This window comes from Vibrio sp. 10N.247.311.49 (assembly GCF_041467655.1).
Lineage (GTDB): Bacteria > Pseudomonadota > Gammaproteobacteria > Enterobacterales > Vibrionaceae > Vibrio > Vibrio crassostreae_C.
The window spans coordinates 49388-68955 of sequence record NZ_JBFSVA010000011.1 but is presented as its reverse complement, the minus strand read 5'-3'; the positions used below and the strand labels follow the sequence as shown (position 1 = coordinate 68955).

At 43.0% G+C, this 19568-nt stretch carries 18 protein-coding genes and 1 pseudogene; 4 read left to right on the top strand and 15 right to left on the bottom strand.

What is annotated here, in order from left to right; all coding sequences use genetic code 11:
• Positions 1 to 252: 252 nt before the first annotated feature.
• Positions 253 to 744, top strand: a pseudogene (locus tag AB6E54_RS12680) (GGDEF domain-containing protein); the annotation flags it as partial.
• Between the two features lie 546 nt (positions 745 to 1290).
• On the opposite strand, the gene AB6E54_RS12675 reads toward AB6E54_RS12680, so the two are convergent.
• The 9 genes from AB6E54_RS12675 to AB6E54_RS12635 form a co-directional block, all read right to left on the bottom strand.
• Complete coding sequence (locus AB6E54_RS12675) at positions 1291 to 1443, bottom strand: YoaH family protein (RefSeq protein WP_004731009.1); 153 nt, start codon at positions 1441 to 1443, stop codon at positions 1291 to 1293.
• A 41-nt stretch (positions 1444 to 1484) separates the two neighbouring features.
• Positions 1485 to 2639: a conjugal transfer protein TraF gene (locus tag AB6E54_RS12670; RefSeq protein ID WP_017069084.1), complete on the bottom strand. Its 1155-nt coding sequence runs from the start codon at positions 2637 to 2639 to the stop codon at positions 1485 to 1487.
• A 50-nt stretch (positions 2640 to 2689) separates the two neighbouring features.
• The gene (locus AB6E54_RS12665) at positions 2690 to 3577 is read right to left on the bottom strand and encodes a DUF2861 family protein (RefSeq protein ID WP_065584952.1); all 888 of its coding nucleotides are present in this window, start codon (positions 3575 to 3577) and stop codon (positions 2690 to 2692) included.
• Positions 3577 to 4236 (bottom strand): response regulator transcription factor VxrB, encoded by a 660-nt coding sequence (gene vxrB, locus AB6E54_RS12660; protein ID WP_009845363.1) that lies wholly within the window; start codon positions 4234 to 4236, stop codon positions 3577 to 3579. The genes AB6E54_RS12665 and vxrB overlap by 1 nt, the downstream gene beginning before the upstream one ends.
• The gene (gene vxrA, locus AB6E54_RS12655) at positions 4211 to 5683 is read right to left on the bottom strand and encodes a sensor histidine kinase VxrA (protein ID WP_065584951.1); all 1473 of its coding nucleotides are present in this window, start codon (positions 5681 to 5683) and stop codon (positions 4211 to 4213) included. Before vxrA ends, vxrB begins: the two co-directional genes overlap by 26 nt.
• 289 nt (positions 5684 to 5972) lie before the next feature.
• Positions 5973 to 7370, bottom strand: a complete 1398-nt coding sequence (pntB, locus tag AB6E54_RS12650; RefSeq protein WP_065584950.1) for a Re/Si-specific NAD(P)(+) transhydrogenase subunit beta — start codon at positions 7368 to 7370, stop codon at positions 5973 to 5975.
• Positions 7371 to 7380: 10 nt separating this feature from the next.
• Positions 7381 to 8928 (bottom strand): Re/Si-specific NAD(P)(+) transhydrogenase subunit alpha, encoded by a 1548-nt coding sequence (pntA, locus tag AB6E54_RS12645; protein ID WP_017069088.1) that lies wholly within the window; start codon positions 8926 to 8928, stop codon positions 7381 to 7383.
• Between the two features lie 300 nt (positions 8929 to 9228).
• Positions 9229 to 9510 (bottom strand): HlyU family transcriptional regulator, encoded by a 282-nt coding sequence (locus tag AB6E54_RS12640; RefSeq protein ID WP_004731023.1) that lies wholly within the window; start codon positions 9508 to 9510, stop codon positions 9229 to 9231.
• Positions 9511 to 9550: 40 nt separating this feature from the next.
• Complete coding sequence (locus AB6E54_RS12635) at positions 9551 to 9919, bottom strand: late competence development ComFB family protein (RefSeq protein ID WP_017060104.1); 369 nt, start codon at positions 9917 to 9919, stop codon at positions 9551 to 9553.
• 476 nt (positions 9920 to 10395) lie between these two features.
• Here AB6E54_RS12635 and AB6E54_RS12630 point away from each other — a divergent pair, with 476 nt between their 5' ends.
• On the top strand, positions 10396 to 11637 hold the full coding sequence (locus tag AB6E54_RS12630; RefSeq protein WP_065584948.1) for a GGDEF domain-containing protein: 1242 nt from the start codon (positions 10396 to 10398) through the stop codon (positions 11635 to 11637).
• A 144-nt stretch (positions 11638 to 11781) separates the two neighbouring features.
• On the opposite strand, the gene AB6E54_RS12625 is transcribed toward AB6E54_RS12630, so the two are convergent.
• Positions 11782 to 12792 carry a Solitary outer membrane autotransporter beta-barrel domain gene (locus AB6E54_RS12625; protein WP_029235232.1) on the bottom strand — a complete coding sequence of 337 codons (1011 nt, stop codon included), beginning with the start codon at positions 12790 to 12792 and terminating at the stop codon, positions 11782 to 11784.
• Between the two features lie 78 nt (positions 12793 to 12870).
• The gene (locus AB6E54_RS12620; protein WP_170791831.1) at positions 12871 to 13842 is read right to left on the bottom strand and encodes a diguanylate cyclase; all 972 of its coding nucleotides are present in this window, start codon (positions 13840 to 13842) and stop codon (positions 12871 to 12873) included.
• Between the two features lie 131 nt (positions 13843 to 13973).
• Between AB6E54_RS12620 and AB6E54_RS12615 the strand changes: the two genes are divergently transcribed.
• Positions 13974 to 14411 (top strand): DUF3069 domain-containing protein, encoded by a 438-nt coding sequence (locus AB6E54_RS12615; RefSeq protein WP_017060108.1) that lies wholly within the window; start codon positions 13974 to 13976, stop codon positions 14409 to 14411.
• Positions 14412 to 14722: 311 nt separating this feature from the next.
• Here the strand turns inward: AB6E54_RS12615 and modC are convergent, their stop codons facing one another.
• From modC to AB6E54_RS12595, 4 genes are read right to left on the bottom strand one after another with little or no spacing between them, the layout of a single operon-like run.
• Complete coding sequence (modC, locus tag AB6E54_RS12610) at positions 14723 to 15829, bottom strand: molybdenum ABC transporter ATP-binding protein ModC (protein WP_017060109.1); 1107 nt, start codon at positions 15827 to 15829, stop codon at positions 14723 to 14725.
• The gene (gene modB, locus AB6E54_RS12605; RefSeq protein WP_017060110.1) at positions 15826 to 16524 is read right to left on the bottom strand and encodes a molybdate ABC transporter permease subunit; all 699 of its coding nucleotides are present in this window, start codon (positions 16522 to 16524) and stop codon (positions 15826 to 15828) included. Before modB ends, modC begins: the two co-directional genes overlap by 4 nt.
• Positions 16525 to 17283 (bottom strand): molybdate ABC transporter substrate-binding protein, encoded by a 759-nt coding sequence (gene modA, locus AB6E54_RS12600; protein ID WP_372106859.1) that lies wholly within the window; start codon positions 17281 to 17283, stop codon positions 16525 to 16527.
• A gap of 56 nt (positions 17284 to 17339) precedes the next feature.
• Complete coding sequence (locus AB6E54_RS12595; RefSeq protein ID WP_372052282.1) at positions 17340 to 18806, bottom strand: cobyric acid synthase; 1467 nt, start codon at positions 18804 to 18806, stop codon at positions 17340 to 17342.
• 286 nt (positions 18807 to 19092) lie between these two features.
• On the opposite strand from AB6E54_RS12595, the gene AB6E54_RS12590 reads away from it, so the two are divergent.
• Positions 19093 to 19485, top strand: a complete 393-nt coding sequence (locus AB6E54_RS12590) for a YgiW/YdeI family stress tolerance OB fold protein (protein ID WP_017064574.1) — start codon at positions 19093 to 19095, stop codon at positions 19483 to 19485.
• Positions 19486 to 19568 lie beyond the last annotated feature (83 nt).

Here is a 19568-nt window from a genome sequence, read left to right as displayed (position 1 = left end):
ACCCATTGCGCTTAGTTTTTCTTTACTTGTTTTCTCTAACTGATATGCCTGCTTTGAAGTCGCAATGGTGTTACCGCCTGAGATTAGAAAGCTTATAATGTTTATCGACACATGTAATCAATAAGTAAAGTGACACTGTAGCTAGCTGTACAGGTAAAGCTTGGTCCTATGGAACACAAAATAAAGAACCCAAATAATAACTGTATATTTACACAGTTAAATTATTATCCCCTTAAAAACGTTACCTTTCGTATAAATACCGAACAAAAACAACGCTATTTAGGCATATATCTGTCGCTGGGCGCGTATTTTTGCCTAGCAATCACGCTAGTGTCGTTGATCTCTTTTAATACGCTCATGGATAAGAACTACATCATCACACCTGACAGATAGCCTACGCGCGTAAATACGGACAGAGACCACGATGGTGGCACCGTAGGCTCATTACATAAGTCAGAAGATGGAATTAAGTTACAGCGTGACTTTGAACAAACCTATAGCTTACCCTTCTGTGAAATTGAGTACGTTAAGAGATCGACCCAAAATAAAGGGCTCGATCTCTCAACGTTCGATTCGGTCACCATCAATATAGAATATGAAGGTCAAGAGGAGCCAAGGTTTCGATTCTACATACGTAACCACGACGACAACTACAGCGCTCAAAGCGACCCTATTTCTAACAAGTTCTATCGCTTAGACTTATCATTCCCCAATAGAAAACACATCGATTTAGCATTCTCAAATTGATACGCGCCGCATTCCTTAATCGACTTCTACACAACACCTTACGCCTCGTAAGCTTTTTAAATACTTATTCTGTAAAGCACATATGTGGCAACGAAGCTTGCTCTAAGCGGTGGTAAGCCATTCGCGATATCGGTTTTGAACATTACCGCTGTGGATTGTTTCACTCTGTTCTTAGATAAAATCCTCATTTGTCTGCTTCTGATCATTCATGGATTCTCATCCGTTCAAAATACAAGTCACAACGTCACTAGCCGTAAAAACACCATATATTTAGCCATTTAGACATGGTGACACAAATACTGACACCTAAAGTGGCGATTGTTTTACTTTCAGATCTTGCTGTAATTTAATTACAACTCAAAGCCAAGTAAAGCCTGAGAAGTTAATTACTCTGACGTAACTTGTTGAATAAAAAGTATTTAAGAGTTTTGGACAGGTCGGGATTTAGAGAAACTAAAGAGTAGGTATGTACGAGATAATATACTAGAGGGTAATATATTTAGTTATAGTGCACTATCGTATTAAAAAAGAAGGGCTGATGCCCTACTCTTCTTTATTACTCATTTCTTCACGGATTTGCTCAGCAACGATTTTGATAGCTTGTGCTGTGCTGATGCCTTGGGTCATCATTTCTTGAATTCGTTCAACAGCTTTCTGTTGTTCTTCGTGAGAAAGGGTTGGTAAGTCGTTTAGCATGCTCTGCTCCTTTATTTAGGAGCAGAACTATATAAGGACTGTTAGTAACTAGCAAGGAAATTGATGGATGCACCCATTGCATTTTCATTCGTGTAGTTAGCACTTAGATCTAGCTGAAACAAGTTCAATGGCGAGATACCAACACCAGCTGTCACTGTTCCTTCTGAATCAGAGTAAGCCAGGTTCTTGTAATACCCTCCCCTTAGCTTAAGCTGACGTAACAGGTCGACTTCAGTACCAACACGAATCATCTGTTCGTTGTCTTCGAACGAAGTAAACTTCTCTGCTTCATTCAAATCATAATCAACACTCAACGTAAAGTAATCAGAAACGATCCCCGCACCAACAGTGTAGACAGGCCCCAGGTTATAAGAATGACTCGATGTTACTGTTCTTGTAGCCCCTGTGCTGCTTGTTAGCTGTTGGCTAACGGATTTAGTTTCAATCTCACGGTCTATAATATTCGTTGCAGAAAAACCCACTCTAAATGGGCCGTAAAACCAAAGCGCACCTGCATCAATATTAAATGTAGTTTCCGCGGTGTCGTTTTCTCGAACATCACTTAGATCGTAGTTTTGTGCCGAGGCAATGTAGTTATACGTATAGATTCTTTGGAGTTTTGGAGAAATACCAAACGACAAATGTTGTCCCATGAACGTTTGATATTTTGCTAATGATATACCAGCTTCCATAATGCCAATAGAAACAGCTTTAACAGCAGTTAACTCAGCATTAACCAAGTCACTATTAGCAGCGTCACTAGATGTATCAGGGGTTACAAATGATTCAGTGTATGCTTTTGCAAATACGTTTGCTGCAATATACTGATTTGGTAGAGCGAATGCTACAACACCACCTAAATCAACATTCAGGCTATCACCATTAAGAGCATCTAGATCAGAACCAGTCACAGTACCTGACTCAATGCTGTCAACTAAATTATCGATATCATCAACTAAGTTATTAGGGTCATTATAATTACCGCCAAAACTTGGCGTGATCATTCCCATGTCATCATTACGACGATAAATCGCAACAAGTGCTGGGTTATAGAATGGAGCAGTTAGGAAGTTTGCTGAAACAACACCAACACCACCCATCGCATCACCACGCGCTTCAATGGCGTAGTTTGCTGCTGAAAGAGGAAGACTGGCGAATGCAATTGATGCTGCGAGTAGTTTTGTGGTTTTTTTCATGCCGTTTATCTTTGTTAGATCCCTTACATAGTTAACGGCTCAATTCTAAATTACTTTAACTCTTCTTCGCTAGAAATATCATAAGTTTTACTGATAGTTTGTGCTTGTTCTATCGCTATGTCACCTTGCCAGCGTGAATGCACCATTGAAACCGCCAAAACGTAGCGATCATTGGGAAGTTCTTCGCCAGTTAGGTTCATTGGATAATCAGATTCATAGCTCTTGCCCCACACCTGCTCATAGTGTTCATCGATGTAATCGTACAAACCAATTTCGAGCTTAGGAAGCGGACAATAAGGGTTCAGCAGTTCTTTTTTATCGATGCGCCACGTGTCTTTTGATGCCCAACGAACTTGCTGACGAAAAGCAACGTCACCAAGAATAATCCAAGTACTCCATGAATTACCGCCATCGCCTTTCACACTTAAACGATACAGGCCTGACTCAAGTTGAGATGCTAAATTGTAACGCTTGCGGTATAGGCTCACCGATGCGTTGTTTACCACTTCACTGTCTTTGGTTAGCTCACTGTCCGATGAAACAATCTTATCGACCCATTTCTCGAAGGTAATATCTTGAATGTTGTTTTCGGATTCAACATCAATCGATACGCGAAAAGTATCTCGGCCAGGGCTTTGAATGATGTGTCTTTTAACGACGACTGAACTGATCCAATCTGGGAGTGTTTTTCTGGTGAGGGTTTTACCACAATCTTTGTTCAATGCTTGATCGAACAGCTCATTGAGGTGATCTTCTCGTGATTGAGAAGAGTTGATTTGCCAAACTTCCACTAGTGAATCAAACATCTGAGGTAAGTCATTATCCAACAGGTGTTTATGAACTTGAGTTAGAGTATCACTACTCTTAAACCAATCCGCAGCTTGCGCGGTATTCACCACGCAAGACAACATTAATAGTGGAAGTAAGGCTTTTTTCATTACGCTTTCATCTTGTAACCAACGCCACGCAGCGTTTCGATTTCTAGACCCGGCAGTTTCTGTCTTAGTTGCAGAACGTGCGTGTCTACCGTACGTGTTGTTGGGAAATGGTTGTAACCCCATACATGGTCAAGCAGCTCATCACGAGTGAATACACGGCCAAGGTTGCTTGCCAAAAATAGCAGTAGGTCAAACTCAGTACGCGTTAGGGTGACTTCCAGTTCATTGAAAAACACTTCACGTGTCGCTTTATCGATAACTAGATTTTGAGCCATCACTTTTGATGCATCTTGATCTTCAGCATCAGGCAGGCGTAACTGCGCGCGAATTCGAGCAAACAATTCAGCTTCAGCGAAAGGCTTAGTTAGATAGTCGTTTGCACCTGAGTCTAGGCCCGCAACTTTGTCTTTTACTGTGACGAGAGCCGTTAGCAAAATAACTGGGATGTCTTTCTTTTTCTTCCAACCTGGAAGTGAATCTACTGAGTCACCATCAGGAAGTTGACGGTCTAGAATCACTAGGTCCGCTTGTTCCCAGTAGCCTTCAACTTCAGAGATCAGTTCTGCATGCAAACATTCATATCCAGCTTGCTCAAGGCTAACTAATAAACCGTCAGCTAAATTTTTATCATCTTCAACGAGAAGCAATGTCTGTTTCACAAGGTATCTCCAAAATAAATGTTGTTGGGGGGCCGATAAGCGTCATGTGACCGCCCATTTTTCCGACCATAGATTCCACTATCGTCAGACCTAAACCGAGTCCACTCTTACTTACGAATGGCTTTCTTAGTTGCCCCCAATCTTTGCGGGACAAGTCTCCATTATCTATAACTTTGAATGTCAGCTTCTTGTCAGAAGTATTCAGTTCTAGTATCACTGGTGCGACACCGTATTTCACGGCGTTTCTGATCAGGTTGTCGATGCACGTTCCTAACCAATATACGTTTATTTTTGCAGCAATATCTTTGTTTACACGGAGTTCAATACCCGGTGCAAATTCTTCTTCAACTTTGTATTGAAGCCACTCTTCAACGCTTGGTACCCACTCTGTTGCGAGCGGTTGGTTGTCTGATTGCAAATAGTCTTTACTTGCTTCTGCCAACTGTCTTAAACGGCGTGTATCTTCACACAGCCTACGAAACTCATCATATACTGATTCTGGTAAGTGTTCGAACTCGCGTCTGAACCCTTCAACCGTCAATGACAAACTTGCAATCGGCGTTCTTAATTCGTGCGTTAGGATTTGAAGCACCAGCATGCGGCTCTTCATCTCTTGTTTCTTACTGTTCCAACGGTAAACCGCCCAACCTAAGACAAGCATGATGTTGGCAATAACCAAGATAAACATGGCGACTTGCAGAAGCTCTGAATGATCTTCTATTTCCCAACACACATTACCACGCTGGACAAAACAGCTTTTACCTTCTGAAGACAAGCTAAACGATAACCCAGCAAGCGTGGCATTTTCGTTCCAGACTGATTTTTTATACAGGTAATATCTGTAGCCGCGTTTTACCCACATCTCATCAAGCTCAACAAACATACTCGCACCCGCTAACAGCGCGGTGATTGCTTCGCTATCCATTTGTTGCAAGCGAGACAGTAGTTCATCGTGTTCGGTGTTTGGTCGCTCTTGAATATGCATAAAGCGCTTCAGAGAGTCGAATTTTTCTGGGTACTTCTCAACGTATCGTGCCGCATAAGAACCGCCGCCAGGGTGAATCAAACCACTACGGCTAAACCAACGGTCAGAAAGCTTGGTGCCTTTACACATTGCACGAGTAAAAACTAAAGGCTCAGTAATCAAAGGGCTTAACGGCAGTTTACCACTACAGGTTTTTGATAACTGGTACAAGCGCTGAATGTCTTTTAACGGGTACTCTGCTGTTTGTGGCAGCATAGAAGACGGCATGATCAAACGTGTTGGATAATCAGCCTGTAGCACTCGAATATCGTAAGATTCGATTGCCGTTTCATGATCAAAGAGTTTGGTGAAATTATCGATACGCTCAGGTAAAGAGTCGGCAAATGCGTTTGCAGACACAGACAACGTAGCGATAAGAAGAGTAAATGTTCTTTTGATGATCACAAACCAACGCAAATTCATATAGATCAACCAAATATATACCATTCGCTATCAAAGATAAATTTTTAACCGCATGAAAAACATTGAGAATGGCGAGCTACAGAGATAAAGGCCAATATATTACGGCCACATTGTACATACGTACTAGTAGGCTGATTGGCAAGCCAAACCTCAATTGCGACAAGTTTTGCATCAGGCTTCGTCAACTTCGTATCAACTGAGATCACACATAGAGTCGCTTTCGTAAGATAAAAAAAGGAGCTCAAATGAGCTCCTTATCGAGTTGTTACATATTGTTTAGAGGTGATCTCTATAGATGTTCTAAGATACTTAGACAACTCTTTTTAGCATCGCCAAACAGCATCTGCGTGTTCTCTTTGAAGAACAGTGGGTTTTGCACACCGGCGTAACCTGTGTTCATCGAACGCTTGAATACGATAACATTCTGAGCGTTCCAAACTTCAAGTACTGGCATACCAGCAATTGGGCTGTTTGGATCTTCAAGTGCTGCAGGGTTTACGGTGTCATTCGCACCAATTACCAATACAGTATCTGTCTCATCGAAGTCATCGTTGATTTCGTCCATTTCTAGAACGATATCGTAAGGCACTTTCGCTTCAGCAAGCAGTACGTTCATGTGACCCGGTAACCTACCAGCAACTGGGTGGATACCAAATCGAACATTAATGCCCTGCGCTCGTAGCTTGTCAGTGATTTCATGCACTGGGTATTGTGCTTGAGCTACTGCCATGCCGTATCCAGGAGTGATGATTACTGACTTAGAGTTTTTCAGCATATCAGCCACATCTTCAGCTGATGTTTCGCGGTGTTCACCTTGCTCTTCATCGCCATCAGACACAACCACTTCTTGGCCGAATCCACCAGCAATAACGCTGATGAAAGAGCGGTTCATCGCCTTACACATAATGTAAGACAGAATCGCACCCGACGAACCAACCAATGCACCAGTTACGATAAGCAGATCGTTTGCAAGCATGAAACCTGCCGCTGCTGCTGCCCAACCAGAGTACGAGTTCAGCATAGAGACAACTACTGGCATATCTGCACCGCCAATCGATGCCACTAGGTGGTAACCGAATGCGAATGCGATAAGTGTCATCACCATTAGTGCGAACATGCTGCCGTCTGCTTTAACGAACATGATCATCAGCAGTGTAGAAACTACGATAGCCGCTAGATTCCACTTGTGCTTATGAGGGATGTTCAATGCAGACGAAGAGATAACGCCACGAAGCTTACCAAACGCAACAATAGAACCCGTGAACGTCACCGCACCGATAAACACGCCAAGGAACACTTCCACTAGATGGATAACGTGCTCTGCATGAATATCTGCAGGGTTGATAGAAACAGCAGCAGGTGGATCGATGTAGCTGTTGTAACCTACAAGTACTGCAGCCATACCTACGAAGCTGTGCAGAATTGCAACCAGCTCTGGCATTTCAGTCATTTCTACTTTTCTTGCGTAGTGGATACCAATACCACCACCGATCACCATAGCGATGATGATCCACACAATACCAGCAGAGTGAGGGCCAAAGATCGTTGCGATCAACGCGATTGCCATACCCGTGATACCGTAATAGTTACCTGCACGCGCAGATTCCTGTTTCGATAACCCAGCCAAACTCATAATAAAAAATACAGCAGCAACAATATAAGCTGCTTGTACTAATCCTTCAGACATCTGTTACTCCTTAGTCTTTACGGAACATTTCAAGCATACGTTTGGTCACGGTAAAGCCACCAAAGATATTGATACTTGCAATTAATACGGCAATAAATGATAAGAACGTGACGACGCCACTTCCTTGTCCGATCTGTAACAGTGCACCTACTACAATGATGCCTGAAATCGCGTTAGTCACAGACATCAAAGGCGTATGCAGAGAATGGCTTACATTCCAAACTACGTAATAACCCACCACACAAGCGAGAACAAAAACGGTAAAGTGAGATAAGAACGCAGCTGGAGCAACCGAAGCTACCCAAGCGAATGCACCAACAGCTACCGCCATACCCGCCACTTTCTTAATTGGAGAAACAGGTTCTTCAACTTTAGGCTCTGGTTTGGCCGCTTTTGGCTTAGTTTGTTGTGGTTGAGCTGAAACTTGAATTGGTGGAGCTGGCCAAGTGACCTCGCCCTCTTTAACGACAGTAACACCACGCAGAACAACATCTTCAAAGTCGATATTGATGTTGCCATCTTTCTCTTTGCAAAGCAGTTTCAAAAGGTTAACTAGGTTCGTTGCATACAGTTGAGATGATTGAGTCGGCAGTCGACCAACCATATCAGTGTAACCAACCACCTTCACGCCATTAGCCGTTGTAATGACTTGATCCGCAACCGTGTATTCACAGTTACCGCCATTGGCCGCCGCAAGGTCTACAATCACACTACCTGCACTCATGCTGTCTACCATCTCTTTGGTAATCAGCTTCGGAGCCGGGCGACCTGGAATCAGCGCCGTAGTAATGATGATATCAACGTCTTTTGCTTGAGCTGCATAAAGCTCTTCCGCTTTCTTATTGAATGCTTCAGACATCTCTTTTGCGTAGCCGTCACCAGCACTGGTATCTTCCTTGAAATCCACTTCCAAGAATTCAGCACCCATCGACTCAACTTGTTCTTTAACTTCAGGACGAACATCGAATGAACGAACGATCGCACCTAAGCTACCCGCAGCGCCGATTGCCGCTAGTCCAGCAACACCAGCACCTGCAACCAGTACTTTTGCTGGTGGAACTTTACCCGCAGCCGTAATCTGGCCCGTGAAGAATCGACCAAACTCATGCGCCGCTTCAACAACAGCACGATAACCCGCGATGTTTGCCATAGAACTCAATGCATCTAACGCCTGAGCTCTTGAAATTCGTGGTACAGAATCCATCGCCATCACGTTGATGTTACGACTGGACAATTGTTCCATTAACTCTGGATTTTGAGCAGGCCAAATAAAGCTGACCAATGTTGCGCCATCTTTAAGAAGATCGATTTCATTTTTAGACTCGTCAACGATCGGAGCGTTAACTTTAAAGATAATATCGGATTTCCAAGCTTCATCTGCGGTGACAACTTTTGCTCCAGCTTGTTCATAAGCTGCATCTTCAAAACTTGCTAACGCACCTGCTTGTGATTCAACACAAACTTCAAATCCTAATTTTAGAAGCTGTTCTACCGATTTCGGCGAAGCAGCGACTCGCGTTTCACCTGCGAGCGTTTCTCTTGGTACACCAATTTGCATAGCTATTCCTTGACTATTGGCACGAATGACTTATTCGTTTGTATCTAACGACAACTAATACTTCAAGCGTTTTGTTCAAAGAACAGGAAAAGTTATTACTTATAACGATTTGGACGGAATTTAAGCGCTTCATTCGGATAAATGACGACCGTCTCGAACCAAGAGGTCAAACCACTTGCAAATAATCCTTTTAATAACAACTCACTAGCTGTTCTTTATCCATAAAACTAAAAAGAGCTTTCAGCATATACACTGAAAGCTCTCCAAATTATGACCAACATCAATTCTAACCCTAATTGGTTAGCTAAATATATTGTCGCCCATTTGGTCGATGAACATCTGCGATTTTTTGAGCATCAATTCATCGGCATCTTGTTTGTTTGAAACAACATCTGAACGAATAAAACGGTGAGTTTTGATTTCACCATCGAATTCTTTCTCGATTCGCCCAGCAACACGGTATTGACCAGATTCTGCAATGGCATCTTGATAGATATTGAAACCCTTATATTCGACTGGCTCAATCTCTACTTTTTGTTCGGTTTTTTCTTTGCCACCAAATAATCTAGAAAAGAATCCCACGTTTTTTTACTCCTTAAATGACCGTATTCACCCTAAACTATCATGACTGTTTACGGTTCAACAACGGCTTTTCATACCATTGCAATTCTACGTCATCGTCAAAATTGTGTTGACTAAATATAACAGGCACATTGTCGTCACGTTCACGTCTTCGATCGTCAATAATCATACTTTCTGCATTTTTGACCGCGATCTCACTATTGCGTTTATAGAGCACCAATTTGTCTTCTGGCAATGCTGACAGAAAATCGATATCAAAACGAATATAGATAGGTTTTAGCTGGCCCAAAGCCAAGCACGCGAGATCGGCCAACTGTTCGTTGGTATAACTAGACACATATTCCTCGGTAGCCAATACATGACCGACCAGAGTTTCCATATAGTTATGTACATCAACACTAATTTGCATACCACACCTCCATTTGTAGCGGTTTTTCTAGTCGCAGTCGTTTCTAAAGTCACTTGAAACCATGCAATTCCTAATAGCTTTCTATAACTCAGTTATAGGTTTTACTGTCCATAGTTGAAACTTAGGTATTATTTAATCTTACTCTGACTTCATTACAGATCTTCGTCGCTTAATGAAAAGGTCACTCAATGATAACTGATCATCAAGCCCTTTAAGTGACAGCGCCAACGTAAGAGCAGCAGAGCAGATTTTGTTAAGTATCTATAACGACTAATTAATTTCTCATATATACTGTGTAGTTCGTTCTAAGGTTAATAGCAACTCAAAATACATATAAAAATGATTGCACCAATAGCGACCTATGACTATGTTTTTGCTCTAATTTAGGTAAAAAGCTTGGCAATCGCTTGTTTAACCGTATCCTACGCATAGTATTAAATAATAAGATCATCAATATAGTTAGGCTCACCACATAAATGGCATCATCTTTTGTAACGTCGAGCATGTTTCGATTTTGCTTCCCTTTAGTCCTGTTAACAATTTTGCTCGTTGGTATGGACAACGTCATTCTCGTGACGGACTCAAATTTAGGGTTTGCTAGCAACCTCCCTTACATTTTATTGAGCGTTGCGGTTCTGCTATGCCATACGTTCAGACAAGGTCGAATGGCGATGGTATCGGTGACCATGCTTGTCGCTTATCTGATCATCCAAGTTCGCTTACAAACGCCTCTCAATACTGGCACAACGCTATTAGAGCTCTCGTTACTTGCGGCATTAGTACCTGTCACTTGCTTACTTGTTTATGCCTTCCCTGATAACGGCGTAAACTCAAAGTCGATGCTGCTCTACGCCATCGTTCTTGTTCTGTTTATGGTGTGGGCACAATTGATCGTCTCTCACTTCCATGCCGGCGGTTTTGAATCATGGAGTGATGGTCTTCTATTTATTGTCAGAGACTTCTCCAAACTGCCTTTTGTTTTAGTGCTGTATAGCCTTTGCTTGCTTGGCCTTACTGCCATTCTCGTGTTGGTGTATAACCGCTCTATCGATGTTGTGGTTTATAGCGCTATCCTGCTTTCTTCTTGTACGTTCATCTTCTTCGATATTCAGTACATCTCGAGCACCATGTTCTCGCTGTCAGGCACGTTGATCATCGTCTATGTGATGTCTGCTAGTCATGATATGGCCTTTAATGACCAACTGACTAACATTCCAGGTCGACACGCCTTAGAAGTCGATATGAAGCACTTGGGGCGTAAGTATTCGATGGCGATGGTCGATATCGATCACTTTAAGCAATTCAACGACACCTACGGACATGACATTGGGGACGATGTGTTAAAACTGGTGGCACGCATTCTGAGAGAAACCACAGGCGGCGCTAAAGCTTATCGCTATGGTGGTGAAGAGTTCACGATTATCTTCAAAGGCAAACATTCGGAACAAGTTAAAGAGCACCTTCAAGCTCTGATTTCCGAGGTTCAAAACTACGACATGACGATTCGCAATAGTCACGAGCGCCCTGACGATCATGAAGTGGGGATGAAAAAGCGTGGTAAGAACGGCAAACCATCGGAAGTGGTGAATGTGACGGTGAGTATTGGATTGTCTGACAGTACAACCACCAGACATCCTGAAGAGGTGTTGAAGCTTGCTGACCAAGCGCTGTATAAAGCGAAAGAAACCGGTCGAAACAAACTGTGTATTGACCGTTAACAATAGTTGATAGCGAAAGATATTGAGTGCTAGAGATCTAAATAGCTTAAGCCATTAATAGCGATCTGCTTCAATAACTATCACTTCCAAGTTCAACGAGCCTCATTGATTTGAGGCCGTATGGGCTTAACTGGAAAAAAGAGCTTAATCTTGGTTGAAGAATATAACCAAGCTGCCACCTTTTAAGCTACTTCCGTAGTTAATCGTAAAACCTATTCCCACGTTATCGACCCACTCATTAAACAGGTTTGGGTTAAGCAACCAACCAACACTGCCCTCGTAGTAAGATGTGGTGCCCATAGATGCCACGGTGTCACCACCAATATCAATTCGTCTTATACTCGAGTACATCGAAGTGATGTTCTTATCCCAACGCACGAGATCATAGAAAACCTTGGCTTCATTGGCGATATACCACCCTTCAGGATGACCGACATTGCCATTATTCGCCTCGCCCCAGCCGATGCCATTAAAGTAATGCCAACTGGTGCTCAATTTATACTTTCCCCAGTCATTCTTATCTTCGTACATCAGCTTGATTTTAGGCTCGATGATGTAAGCCCAAGCATCAGTATTGAGATATACGCCATCCAGTTGGTCTTGAATAGGCTTTAGCAACGAAGCGCGATATTCATAATCATTGCGGTAGTAAGAGATGTGGTTACCGATTGCAGAGCTGAAGCTCCAATATTCGTCTAGCTGGGACACATTCGCGAATTCGACGTAGCCAGACACTACCGACTCTTTTTGAAAATCGTTTCTGTTTGCTGCCGCGTACTCGACATCGTTCTCGATTCGCAATGCAGACAAGCGTAGCGTCACCTCTTGATGGTTGTCTTCGATGTAACTTGGTAATTCAAATGTGTAAGGCAAACTCAGGGAGGTGATGTTTTGGCGACGACTTACCGAATCATTCGAACCGATGTCTTCATTGTCCAAACTAAACACTTTATTGGGGTCAAAGTTATTGATACCAAAAGTGAAAACATCGGTGTCGTTGAGCAATACACTGGTGGCAAAGCTCTGCTCTAGATCCTTTCGAAAAAGATCAGATAGCGTATTGGCATTAACAGTGGTCGCCAAAGCGGTAAAAAATAGAGGAACCGCAAGCGTCCAAGATGTGTTAGTCATAGAAAATGACTTCGAATGTGGCATTTCTTTTATCACTTAAAGCACTTCCTAGCTCAAACGCTATTAGAAGTATAAATTCAAATATCGAAAAGAGCTCGCCAACTAACGCGCAAGCTCCAAAATGTTACGTTGTACAAAGGTATTTCTACCACTTTGCTTCGCTTGATAAAGCGCTTGATCGACCTTTTCGTAAATAGACGCAATAGATTCGCCACCTTCTGGCACAAATGACAACACACCTTGTGACGCTGTCACTCTATCCGATACCGTTGAGTGTTCATGAGCGTAGTTCATCTCATGCAATGCCTCTTTAACTCGAGTCGCGTGTACCTTAGCGCCTTCACTATCTGTATCACTAAGAATCAGAACAAACTCTTCACCGCCATAACGACCTACAAATTCTCCCGCACGAACAAACAGTTGTTTCAAGGTATTAGCAAGCCCTTGTAAGCACTTATCCCCTTGAATATGACCATAATTATCGTTGTAAGGCTTAAAGAAGTCTACATCTAGAAGTATGACTGTCATGGATATATTACGTCTTCCGTGCCACGCTATGCTCTCTTCAAGCTTAGTATCCATATATCGACGGTTATACAATTTGGTCAGGCCATCTTCGTTGGCTTGTTGCTGCAGAAGGATGTTCAGTTCTTCGAGTTTGGCTGTGCTTTGTTTTAGCTCTCGTCTCATGTGCGCGATACGTTGCATCGCAATCAGCTTAGAATTCAAAACAACCTTGTTTACTGGCTTGATCAGGTAATCATCGCCACCAGCGTCAATCGCTTTTGCGATCATCTCAGGTTCTTCGTGACCACTAAGAAAGATGATGGGAACCCATTCTGGGAATCGGCTTCGAACCTCATTCGCCACTTCAAAACCATCCATATCAGGCATGCTGATATCAAGTAACACGAGTTCAGGATCAAAATCAGAATAAACACTCAGGGCTTCTTTTCCGCTACCGACAGCTTCTACAATATGACCCAGTTGCTTGAGTCGGATAGCAAGTTGCATCCTGTCTAGTTGAACGTCATCAACCAGCAATATGCGCATTGAAGATCCCTTTTCTATCATCACATCACCTTTATCTAGTGTTGAATATTCAAAGTAGCTCAAATTTGGGCTTAAATCATGCCCTAATCTCTATATTAGATTGACTTTTTTACAGATCTTTTTAGCATTGTTTCTTTTTAAAGAGAAATACTATGTCAGACGCTACAAACAACGAACAACAAGAAATCGATTTAACCACCATCTCACCAGAACTTCGTCAAGTTATCGAATTTGATGGCGTACCAAAAGAGATGCACTTTATGGTTACTTCTATTCACGAAGTGTCTGAAGAAGCAGTACGCGAAGCTTGGGATAGTCTTCCAGCAAGCGCACAAAATGTTTTAGACAACTTCGAGCAGTTCCACGCTCTAATCTCAGTTAGCCAAGCTTTCGCTGGTGTTAACGTGATGGAAGAGTTCCCTACTCTTAAACTTCCAGAAGACATGTCTGACGAAGAAAAAGAAGAGTACCGTGCTCAACTGCTAGACCAAGTTCTACACAACTGTGTAAAAGACATGGTTAAACAAATCAAGAAAGCTCGTCGTGATGCAATCTTGAAGCGTGATTTCAAAGAAGTTTTTACTAAGTAAGTCGCTAGTCGCCTAAACTAGGCTAAGCGCTAACAGTACTACTTAGAATTAAGCCGCATGTTTCTTTAAACACGCGGCTTTTTTATATCCGCTATTTTCTGTTCGTCGATCGTTACGTCTGTATGTTCTTGTTGCTAATGTTCATATGATTCGACAAATCATATGCTTTAACACTCATATAGTGTGGCGCAAAACTGGCAGTTATACCGTATAAAAATGACGCATGTATCCATTCATGGAATCAAGACCGAATTTTCAGAACCTATAACAGGCAGTATCGCGGCAATATCGAAAAACTGACCTTGTCAGGTTTAATGCGTTACCGCGATATCTCTTTGAGCGACACTCACACCTTTAATTTGAGCGTAAACACGCTGCCCGATTTCTAGATTTAACTCATCCAGCGCCCACAATGTAATGGTTGCCCATAGGTAGCACCCAGACTCTAACTCTAGCTCGACCTCGACACTCTGCTTATTTGTGCCTTGTTGGTGCGTCTCTACGCTTTTAATGGTGACAGGAAGGATGTTACGTATAGAAGTCCCTTTCGGCCGTTCTAGCGTGATAGAGACATCATTTGCCCTAACTTGCAGCCTCACTGTCGTACCAAGCTCACTCGATACTTTCTGAACCCATAACGACGTCGACTTTCCTAGCATCAGGCGAGACAGCGCATAATCGTCATTGTGTTCCGCTAATGTCGCTTCAAACAACGAGCTTTGCTCTGAGAAAGATTGCCAAGGTTGCATGGCTCTCGATGCCCAAACCTCTTCCGTCACACCCGACGAAATCACTTTGCCTTGGTCAATAATCACAAGGTGATTTGCCAAGCGTAAAATTTCATTGAGGCTATGGGTGACATAGATGATCGGTATTTGGACGGTTTCGGATAAGTTTTCCAGAAATGGCATCACTTCGCGCTTACGAGGCAAGTCGAGAGACGCTAAAGGCTCATCCATCAACAAAATGCTCGGCTTTGATAACAAAGCGCGGCCAATCGCCACACGTTGCTTCTCACCGCCAGACAAACGAGCTGGGTATCGGTCAAGCAATGAACCCAAAGACAACAGCGAGACTATTTGCTCAAAGTGCGCTTGATCGACGCTTTTCATACCGTATTTAAGGTTCGCTGCCACCTTCATATGTGGAAACAATCGCGACTCTTGAAACACATAACCGACGTTGCGTTTGTGAGTCGGCAAATTAATGCCATTTTCACTATCGAACAGTGTGGTTCCAGATACGCTGATCAGACCTTTGTCGGGCTGTTTAAGGCCACTGATTGCATTGATAAGTGAGGTTTTACCCGCGCCAGAACGACCAAAAATTGCCGTAATGCCGCTACTTGGTAATTCCAAGTCGATATCAAAGAACGTTTCACCAAGTTGTTGTTGATATTGGAGGATCAAAGCACTCATGCATTGCCTCCCAAGCGTTGTGCTGACTTTTTGTTGAGCCACTCAGATAGCATCAATGAACCCAGCGCTATCACAATAGAAATGACACACAAACGCGCGGCTTCCATTTCAGCGCCAGGGGTTTCAATAAAGGTATACATAGCCAAAGGAATGGTTTGAGTTTCACCGGGAATATTTGAAACGAAGCTGATGGTCGCGCCAAACTCCCCTAGGCTTCTTGCGAATGAAAGCATGGTGCCGGTAATGACCCCTGGGATCATCAAGGGTAAAGTGATCGTGAAAAACACACGAAGAGGTGAAGCGCCTAATGTAGCAGCCGCCTCTTCAAGCTTACTGTCTACGGTTTCTAGGCTCAATCTAATAGAGCGAACCATCAGCGGCAACGCCACAACCACACAAGCGAGTGCCGCGCCCTTCCAGCTAAAGCTGAATACAATACCAAACACGTCATTGAGCCACGAACCTATGATACCTTGCCTGCCCATCATCACTAGCAGTAAATAGCCAATAACTACAGGTGGAAGTACCAAAGGTAAATGGACAATACTCTCAACAATGCTCTTACCTACAAATTGTTTCTTAGCAAGTAGCCATGCTAAGCCAATACCGATAGGGATAAGCCATAAGATTGCAAACCCAGCGACTTTTAAGCTCAGCATTAAGGCTTGGTATTCGTATTCCGATAAATACATCATTTAACGCACTTCAAATCCAAAACTGTTCAAGGTGTCTTTCGCTTTTTCGCTCTTTAGGAAAGTATAGAACTCTTCTGCCACAACTTTATCACTCAACTTCGCTACAGGGTAACGTATTGGTGTGTGCAGATCTGATGGGAAGGTCGACACTAGGTTTACTTCTTTAGAAAGCAACGCATCCGTTTTGTAGACAATGCCAAGCTTAGCTTCACTGCGCTCGACTAAGGCTAAGGCTATACGAACATTGTTACTTGGTGCCAATCGAGTTTTCACATCGTCCCATACACCTAACGTTTCTAACGCTTCTTTTGCATAGATACCAGCAGGAACCGACATGGTGTTACCCACTGCGAGCCTTTCATTAGTAAGCAGTTTAGCCCATTGTTCACCTTTTGATAGGTCTAACGTTACCGATGTCTCTTTAGGAGCAATCAGCACCAGTTCGTTTTCACATAGGTTTATGACATTGTCACTATAAACCAATTTACGATCGACTAAATGCGTCATCCATTTCTCATTTGCCGAGATAAAAATGTCTGCTGGTGCTCCTCTTTCGATTTGTCGCACCAAAGACGACGTACTCGCGTACACAGGAATCACATCGACAGAATGGTCTTTCTCAAACTCTTCAACCAACAGATTAACCGCATTGGTCATCGACGATGCAGCGTAAACTCGTAGCTTTTCCGCAGCAAAAAGATGACTAGAACTCAATGCCGAAGTTAAAGCCATGGTTAAAAGGAAGACTCGCTTTTTCATTGTTATCACTTATCTATTGTTCGTTTAAGTTCTTTAGCTAACTTCTAAATGGCGGCTTAAGCTGTTAACTCTGGCCAAAGCAGATCAAGATTTAAGTACTCTTCGATGGCATCAGCGATTCGATTAATACCCAGCTCTTTAAGCTGTTCGTGGTCAATCGCGGTCACATCGTTGGCTCCTGCCCATTCGCAAATAAGCGACAACGCATCACTGTTGTCGAATACGCCATGCAAGTAAGTACCAAAAATCGAGTTATCTTGATTCACAGCGCCATCTAGGCTGCCAGATTCTAACTGAACCGGTAAGGCTGTTTCTTTGACATCAGTCCTACCTACGTGGATTTCATACCCTTTTACTTGTGCTGTTTTGCCATCCAGCGTCATGGTGCCGCGTACGTTGGTTAAGGTTTTCTGCTGTGTAAGGGTCGTTTCAGTATCCAGATACCCTAACCCTTCGCTGCTGCCGGGTTCCCCTTCAACGCCATCAGGATCGTGGATGATGTTACCTAACATTTGGTAGCCACCGCAGATACCCATCACTTTGCCGCCTAAGCGCAGGTGGCGTTGAATATCTTTATCCCAGCCTTGTTCTTTTAGGTAATCCAAATCTGCTCTTACCGACTTTGTACCCGGCAAGATAATTAAATCAGCATTGTTTACACGTTCGCCTTTACCGACATAACGTAAATCAATCGAAGGATTCAATCTTAACGCGTCAAAGTCTGTATGGTTGCTGATTCGGGTTAGCACTGGCACCGCCACCTTAAGCTTAGCTTCTCCGTCAGACTCTTGAGCAGAGGTAATGGCATCTTCCGCTTCTAAGTTAAAACCATGCAGATATGGCAAAACACCAATGACTGGCTTGCCGGTTTTTTCCTCTAGCCAATCTAGGCCAGATTGAAGCAGTGCGATATCGCCTCTAAAACGATTTATCACAAAGCCTTTTACACGAGCTTGTTCAGATTCAGACAATAGAGCTAATGTCCCGTAGAGATGCGCAAAAACGCCACCACGGTCAATATCAGCAACGATGATCACAGGGATGTCCGCTTTCTCAGCAAATCCCATGTTAGCGATATCATTTTCACGAAGATTGATTTCGGCTGGGCTCCCCGCACCTTCAATCATCACGCTTTCATATTCTTCAGAAAGTCGGTCAAACGAATCGATAACTGTATCCATCGCCACTTTCTTGTAATCATGATAACCCGTCGCTTCCATGTTGCTCAGCGCTCGGCCTTGCAAAATCACTTGCGCGCCGGTATCTGAGTTGGGCTTTAGCAATACAGGGTTCATGTGAACGGTTGGCTCTATATTACAAGCTTGCGCCTGAACCGCTTGAGCACGGCCAATTTCGCCACCATCTTTTGTCACAGCACTGTTCAACGCCATGTTTTGTGGCTTAAAAGGTGCCACTTTGATTCCTTTCCTTGCCAAAACACGGCATAAACCTGCCACCAAAACACTTTTTCCGGCATCTGACGTTGTCCCTTGAACCATAAGGGCACTTAATGGTGCTCGCATTTGTACTTAAATCCTTAATTTCTTAATTTCTTAATTTTCAATTTATAGCTGTGGGCAATATTTCTCTGCGACCATCTTAACGTCATTGCCGAGTAGATGCTCAATAAAATGAATGGAAAATGAATGTGTTACTCACTCTGGATTCAACCCCAGTGTTGTTTAATAGCTCCATCGAAACGAAGCTTGTGAACGATAACAGGCGCTTCAACAAAAAACGTACTAACGAAAAGAAACGTTTCAAATTCAGAAAAACGTTTCTACTAAAAACAACATTAAGGGATTCACCATGAAAAAAACTGTATTAGCTATCGCATCTACTATTATCCTTGCTCCTACTTTCGCAATGGCTAGTGACCACAACAGCAATAATAATGTCAACAGCAAGCACGAAAGCGCTATTGCTTATACTGGCCCAATTGAAACCGTTTCTGTTGCGACACTACTTGCCGACACAAGCATGTTCGCAGAGCAAGAAGCAATTGTGGATGGCAAGATCGTTCGTCAACTTAAGAATGACACGTTTGTCTTCTCTGATGGCCAGAGTGAAATTCAAATCGAACTTGATGATGATATCCGCCTAGCACAACCACTGACCGCTGATACAAAAGTTCGTATCTTCGGTGAATATGAAGGTGGTAAGACACCTGAAATCGAAGTGGACCACATCCAGGTTCTATAAGCGATTAATATAAAAATACCGACTTCAAATAATTGGCCTGCATATTGCATGCTTTTTTGTATTATACTGCCGCAAAATACAAT